The organism is Deltaproteobacteria bacterium, from assembly GCA_019308995.1.
GTDB lineage: Bacteria > Desulfobacterota > Desulfarculia > Adiutricales > JAFDHD01 > JAFDHD01.
This window is the reverse complement of sequence record JAFDHD010000200.1, coordinates 1-3,104: the sequence shown is the minus strand read 5'-3', so window position 1 is coordinate 3,104 and position 3,104 is coordinate 1. Positions and strand designations below refer to the sequence as shown.

The 3,104-nt window shown below is 53.6% G+C and carries 3 protein-coding genes; 2 read left to right on the top strand and 1 reads right to left on the bottom strand.

From position 1 onward, the window contains the following. Positions 1–209: 209 nt before the first annotated feature. Complete coding sequence (locus JRI95_16845; protein MBW2063213.1) at positions 210–806, bottom strand: helix-turn-helix domain-containing protein; 597 nt, start codon at positions 804–806, stop codon at positions 210–212. Between the two features lie 215 nt (positions 807–1,021). On the opposite strand from JRI95_16845, the gene JRI95_16840 reads away from it, so the two are divergent. Together JRI95_16840 and pyrF are read left to right on the top strand one after the other, a co-directional pair. Beyond that, positions 1,022–2,062: a phosphotransferase gene (locus tag JRI95_16840; protein MBW2063212.1), complete on the top strand. Its 1,041-nt coding sequence runs from the start codon at positions 1,022–1,024 to the stop codon at positions 2,060–2,062. Positions 2,063–2,163: 101 nt separating this feature from the next. Further along, positions 2,164–2,901 carry an orotidine-5'-phosphate decarboxylase gene (pyrF, locus tag JRI95_16835; GenBank protein MBW2063211.1) on the top strand — a complete coding sequence of 246 codons (738 nt, stop codon included), beginning with the start codon at positions 2,164–2,166 and terminating at the stop codon, positions 2,899–2,901. Positions 2,902–3,104 lie beyond the last annotated feature (203 nt).

The window sequence follows — 3,104 nt, the reverse complement described above, 5'->3', positions numbered from 1 at the left end:
CCCAGGAGAAAAGGAAAGGTAGACACTAAACGAAAACTTCAATCGAAAAGAAAATAGCTCTATTTACAAATACTTACAACCTGACAGCCTTATGGCCTTCTTACGGAACATCCGATATAAAGGCGATATTTCACGATGCTTTTTCTTCAGCAACTCTGAAGTCAACAAATAAGTCATTTGCGGTTCTTCGGAACATATTATTATCCAGGCTAGTCCTGGTGATAAACCACGATCAGGGCCTGGGCCGGCTCCTGGCTCAGGGCGCGGAAGGCGTGAGAGATGTCGGATTCAAAGTAAAGCGCGTCTCCAGGCTCAAGCACCAGCACCTGGTCCTTGGTTCGAAACTCCAACCGGCCGGAAAAGAGATAAACGAACTCCTCACCGTCGTGGGAGAAGAACCGCATGTCCTTGGTTTCCGTGACCTCAAACATCACCCAGAAGGGCTCCATGTGCTTGCGGGCCTTCTTTACTTCCAGCGAGGAGTAAGTATAACCAACCTCGTCCTTCTTGTAGTGATGCTGGCGGGATACGGTCTTGCGCTCGGATTTCCTGGTTAAAACAACTCTGTCTTTAGTCTCTTTGTCCTGGAAAAAGTAGCCCAGACCCACATCGAGTGCCCGGGCGAGCTTCAACAGGGTAGCCACCGGAGGCACGACCCGATTGTTTTCAATCTGGGAGATAAGAGGCTTGGACAGACCGGTTTTATCGGTCAGGTCCTGAAGGGTGTAATTCTTTTCCAGCCGTAAGTTTTTTATTTTGCCCCCTATTTCCAGGGCCATCACGTCCACATCTCGCACCTTGCTCATGTTTCCCTCGAATACTTTAAGTAATTTCAAAGCACTGCCAGATCATTGCAGAACCTTTTTCCACTCCACTTTATTACCATATTTTTTTCAAAATCAAAAAAAAATTCCATTTGACGAGAAAGGCGGTTTTTATTGACGGCATTGATTCCTAATGACTATATTAATCAGAAAGCAGGTTCGGCAGACGACTCAGTTGTTTTTGAGGTTCACCGACGATGATCACGATGAACATGGAAGAAATCGCCCGGAAGGTGGCTCAAACCGCCTATGGGCTGGATTCTCTTATTGATATCAAACACCTGCCTCAAGGCAGGGTCAACCTGACCTTCCTGGTTCGAACACCGAGGGAGGCCTTTGTGCTTCAGCGGCTGCACCCTGTTTTCGGGAAGGACGGAGCGGTTGTTCAGAACATGGTCGCTGTGACAGCCCGACTGGCAGCCAAGGGGGTGCCTGTTCCGCGAGTTGTCCGGACAAGAAACGGTGATTGGTGGGTTGAAGAAGACGGTCTGTGGCGCTTGATGACCTTTCTGCCCGGGCGGCCGCCCGAGAGACGTTCGGTCAAGGCCGGCGCCGAAGCCGCCTGTTCCCTGGGCCGCTTCCACCGGGTCCTGGCCGAGGACCCTCCGCATCTGGCTCCTTTACCGCCTGCGGATCACAACCGGGATGCCCCAGCCTCGCCTCATATGTGGGACAGCGTCCTCACCCGGTATGAACACCGGCCCAGGTTCGAGCGAGCTGCGCCGGTTTTGAAGAAAGGCCGGACTCTGGCCCGGCGGCTGCCTCAATTCAGTACAATCACTCAAGCCATACTCCATGGCGATCCCAAGATGGAAAACTTCCTTTTTGATGAAAATGGGGTCGTCTCTGGCCTGATTGACCTGGATATCGTCCGTCCGGGAACCCTGCTCTGGGAACTGGCCGACGCCTTGCGCTCCTGGGCTGGAATTAGCGGTCCTGGAGATCAAACCGCCTTAAGTCAGGATATATTCGTGGCGGCTGTCTCTTCGTATCGGCAGCACGGGCTCGACCTCAGCCCGGAAGAATGGTCGCAGTTGCCTGCCGCCACACGCGCCGTGGCCCTGGACCTGGCCCGTCGCTACCTGACCGATTTTTTCGAAGAAAGTTATTTTGCCTGGGACCGGGATCAGTATCCTTCCCTGGCCGAACAGAACTTAAGGCGCGGCACTTCCCTGGTTAGGTTGGCCGAGGACCTTGAAAGCAAGGAGCAGACTCTGGTCGAGCTGATTGGTTCATGATCCGGCGTGAAGAGGCCGAGAGATAAAAAGGTTGAGTATATTTGTGGAACAATTCAGGCGTTTGGAAACCTAAGGATATTCTATAAAATAAGGAGAAGGCTATGAACCATACAGATTTGAACCCTCAGGACCGTCTTATTTTTCCCCTGGATGTGCCTGACCTGGAATCCGCCCGGCGCCTGGTTCAAATGCTCAGGGATCATGTCGGCTTCTTCAAGATCGGGCTGGAGCTTTTTTTCAGGGAGGGGCCGGCTGGAGTCAATGAGGTCAAGGCCCTGACCGGAGGCCGAACCGGAATATTTCTTGACCTGAAGCTTCACGATATTCCGAATACGGTGCGCGGGGCCATGGCCGCGGTTCAGGCCATGGAGGTGGACCTGGTCACGGCTCACGCCGGTGAAGGTCTGGCCATGCTTCAGGCGGCCAAGGAAGCGGCCGGGAAGACAAAGGTGCTGGCCGTGACCGTTCTTACCAGCCTCAACCTCGCCGAAGGGCAGCAGCTTGGCCTGGCCCCGGAATACACCCGACCTCAGGCCCTGGTGCTTCTCCGGGCCCGGCATGCCCAGGAGGCCGGCTGTGACGGCCTGGTCTGCTCCGGCCATGAGGCGGCTGCGTTGCGGCAGGCCGTCGGCCCTGAGATGCTTATTGTCACGCCTGGTATTCGTCCGGCCTGGTCTTTGACAAAAGGGGACGACCAGGAGCGCGTCATGACTCCGGCCCAGGCCATTCAATCCGGGGCCGATTTTCTGGTTGTGGGTCGGCCCATCCGCCAGGCCTCTGACCCGGTTCAGGCCGCGGCTAAAGTTGTAGAAGAGATCGCATCTGCTTTGGCTCATTAGTCCTTGAGCTTTCGATGTCTTCAAAACACCTATTCATACTATAAGTAAGGTAACTTTATCAGGCAAATACTTAGCCCGAGCCATTTGCATTGTAACGGAATTTTCTTATTTAGCCTCATATATTTCCACTTTTGAGGAAGTGATAATGGCTCGATCCTGTTCTGGGTCAGAATAAAATTAAGGTTTCGAGGCTAAATGCCCGT

Bases quoted from the DNA above. Each gene is read 5' to 3' on its own strand.
- pyrF (MBW2063211.1), top strand. From the start codon at position 2,164: ATGAACCATACAGATTTGAACCCTCAGGACCGTCTTATTTTTCCCCTG.
- JRI95_16845 (MBW2063213.1), bottom strand. From the start codon at position 806: ATGAGCAAGGTGCGAGATGTGGACGTGATGGCCCTGGAAATAGGGGGC.
- JRI95_16840 (MBW2063212.1), top strand. From the start codon at position 1,022: ATGATCACGATGAACATGGAAGAAATCGCCCGGAAGGTGGCTCAAACC.